Raw genomic sequence first — 3059 nt, 5'->3', positions numbered from 1 at the left:
CCCCCGGCCCTTCTTGCAGGCACAAGACATGACTTCACTGACCGAGCTGTGGCAGGCAGCCATCACCTGGCTCGCCACCCACGCCGTAACCCCCACCGTCCACTGGCTGGACATCGCCCAGGCGGCCGGCAACCCGCGCGAGATTGCCGAGGCGGTGCTGATTGCCGGACTGCAGCTATTCCTGATTGCGGGCGTGATGCGGCCGCTGGAGAGTCTGTTTCCGGCCGAGCGCTGGAGCGACCGGCGGCTGACCACGGTGGACCGCAACTACACGCTGCTGATGCTGCTGGGGCTGTTTCCGCTGTTCAGTTTTCTGGTGCTGATGCCGTTTGCCAGCATGCTGGGCGGCGGGCCGGCGGCCGAGGAGGCCACGGGGCTCAAGCACTGGGTTCCGTGGTTTGCGGACCATCCGGTGGCGCTGTTCCTGGTGTACTACGTGGTCTACGACCTGGTGTATTACTGGATGCACCGCGCCCAGCATGTGATTCCCTGGTGGTGGGCCATGCACAGCATGCACCACAGCCAGCGCCAGATGAGCTGCTGGAGCAATGACCGCAGCCACTATCTGGACGGCATGCTGCAGTCCTTCATCCTGGCCACGGTGGGGCTGGCGATGGGGGTGGAGCCTTCCGAATTTGCGCTGCTGGGGTTGCTGAGCGAGCTGGTGCAGAACTTCTCGCACGCCAACGTGCGGCTGCGCCTGGGCTGGCTGGGCCGCGTGGGTGAGCGCGTGCTGGTGGGCCCGCTGTTCCACCGCCACCACCACATGCTGCGCGACCCGGATCGACCTACGCGACACAACTGCAATTTTGGGCAGGTGCTGCCCTGGTGGGACATGCTGTTTGGCACGGCGCTGTACACCGACGAACCCGTGCGCCCCACGGGCGTGAGCGACCCCGAGGTGGATGCCGACAACGAGCGCGGGCTGGTGGCCATGCAGTGGCATACGCTCAAGCGGTTCTGGGGGGCGTTTCGCCGGCGCGAGGGCTGGCGGCTGGGGGATGTGTCGTTCGGGCCGGGCTACCGGCCCATTCATGACGACGATGGGGCCCAGCCCCACCCTGCGGCCGGGGCGGCTGCGGTGACTGGGGCGGCCGGGGTTGCGCCTACGGCTCCAGGTTCGGCCGCATCAGCGCCTCGAACCAGTCGATGAAAACCGCCAGCCGGCGCGAGCGCTGGCGGCGGTGCGGATACAGCAGCGCCACGGGCATGGGCGCTGCGCGGTGGGCATGTAGCACTTCCACCAGCTCACCCGTGTCAAGCAGGTGCTGCACGTCATAGCGCGGGATCTGGATGAGCCCCAGGCCTGCGCGGCAGCAGGCGATGTAGCTTTCTGCATTGTTGGTCACCACGCGGCTGGGCACGGCCAGGGTCTGCGGCCCGTCCTCCCCATCTACCCCATCCACATCGCTCGCCCCACTCCATTCCCAGGGCAGTTCCCGCCCGGTGCGCGGCGAGGCATAGCCCACGCTCCAGTGGCCGTGCAGCAGGTCCTGCGGCTGCTCGGGCAGGCCGTGCTCGCGCAGGTAGGCGGGGCTGGCGCAGTTGATGAGGGCAATGCAGCCCTGCGGGCGCACGACCAGGCTGCTGTCATGCAGCGTGCCCACGCGCACGGCGCAGTCCACGCCTTCCTGCACCAGATCAATGGCGCGGTCTGACGAACCCAACACCAGCTGCAGCCCCGGATGCCGGCGCATGAGCCCCGGCAACGCAGGCGCCAGCAGGCGGCGCGCGATGCGGCTGGGCACATCCACATGCAGCCGGCCCGTGGCCTGGCGCGTGCGGGCCTGGAACATCTGCTCCACATCCTCGGCCTCTGACAGCAGCGGGCGCACACGCTCCAGCAACTGGGCACCATCGGCCGTCAGGCTGACCTGGCGCGTGGTGCGGTGCAGGAGCCTTGCGCCCACCTGCTCCTCCAACTGCTGCACGGCGGCGGAGACCGTGGCGCGCGGCAGGTCCAGCGCATGGGCGGCCTTGATGAAGCTGCCCATCTCGGCCACCTGCATGAAGATCCGGTATCGGTCGAGTCGGTCCATGGGACGCAGCATAGTCCGCGCAGCAGTCCTTCCACTTGGCCTACTTGGTGGTGTAGCCGCCGTTGATGAGGATGGTCTGCCCGGTGATCCACCAGCCGTCGCTGACCAGGTGGCGGATGAAGGGCACCACGTCTTCGATGTGCGTCAGCCCCGAAGGCGAGAACGGCGACAGCGCCGCCGCGCTCTTGTGATACGCCACGGCGTCCGCGCCTTCCTGGCCGTAGAAGAACGGCGTGTCCATGGGCCCCGGCCCCACGGCCGTGACCGAAATGCCCCGCGCCCCGAACTCCTTGGCCGCCGCCCGCGTGAAATGCTCCACCGGCGCCTTGGTGCCCGCGTAGGAGGAATAGAACGGCGTGAACGCGCCCAGCAGCGAGGTCACCAGGGTCACGATCTTGCCGTGGTCGTTGACATGGCGCCCTGCCTCCTTGAGGAAGAAAAACGCCGACTTGCCGTTGACGGCGGCCATCTCGTCGTACTCCGCCTCGCTGATCTCCATCAACGGCTTCTTGAGCACCTTGCCCACCGTGTTGATGGCAATGTCCGGCCGGCCCACGGCGTCCACGGCCTCTGCAAAAAGCCGCTCCACAGCGCCAGCGCGCGTGAGGTCACCCTGCAGCGCCACGGCCTCTGCGCCCAGCGCACGCACTGCGGCCACCGTGGTCTCGGCCTCAGCCCGTGAAGACTCGCTGTTGTAGTGCACCACCACGGCCCGCGCGCCGTGCCCCGCCAGATCGCGGGCAATCAGCCCGCCCAGATTCTTGCCGCCGCCTGCAATCAGCGCCACCTTGCCGCGAATGGAATGGTCTGCCATGGAAACGCTCCTTGTGCTTGGATGAAGCACCCAGCTTAGGCAGCCAGCCCCCCGCGATAAACCGGCGCAGCCGGGATGGATCATCCAGAAATCCAGAACAATCGCGCCCAAAAGCTGCCTGCCCCTGCCCCCGGCAGTCCGCTCCCCCTCCCGTATGCCCGCGCCTGCGTGGGGGGGGGGGGGGGGGTTGGGGGCCGGCGCCCGGG

At 68.2% G+C, this 3059-nt stretch carries 3 protein-coding genes; 1 reads left to right on the top strand and 2 read right to left on the bottom strand.

The window, feature by feature from the left end:
* Positions 1 to 28: 28 nt before the first annotated feature.
* Complete coding sequence (locus IAE24_RS29895) at positions 29 to 1153, top strand: sterol desaturase family protein (RefSeq protein WP_199962533.1); 1125 nt, start codon at positions 29 to 31, stop codon at positions 1151 to 1153.
* On the opposite strand, the gene IAE24_RS29890 is transcribed toward IAE24_RS29895, so the two are convergent.
* Together IAE24_RS29890 and IAE24_RS29885 are read right to left on the bottom strand one after the other, a co-directional pair.
* Entirely contained in the window at positions 1107 to 2039 is a 933-nt protein-coding gene (locus tag IAE24_RS29890) for a LysR family transcriptional regulator (protein ID WP_199962534.1), read from the bottom strand. The two genes, IAE24_RS29895 and IAE24_RS29890, sit on opposite strands and share 47 nt — an antisense overlap.
* Before the next feature lie 40 nt (positions 2040 to 2079).
* Positions 2080 to 2853 (bottom strand): SDR family oxidoreductase, encoded by a 774-nt coding sequence (locus tag IAE24_RS29885; RefSeq protein WP_016453872.1) that lies wholly within the window; start codon positions 2851 to 2853, stop codon positions 2080 to 2082.
* Between the last annotated feature and the right edge of the window lie 206 nt (positions 2854 to 3059).

The organism is Delftia sp. S65, assembly GCF_016516495.1.
Taxonomy (GTDB): domain Bacteria; phylum Pseudomonadota; class Gammaproteobacteria; order Burkholderiales; family Burkholderiaceae_C; genus Comamonas; species Comamonas acidovorans.
Note: the sequence above shows the minus strand (reverse complement) of the source record. Positions and strands in the feature narration are given on the sequence as shown.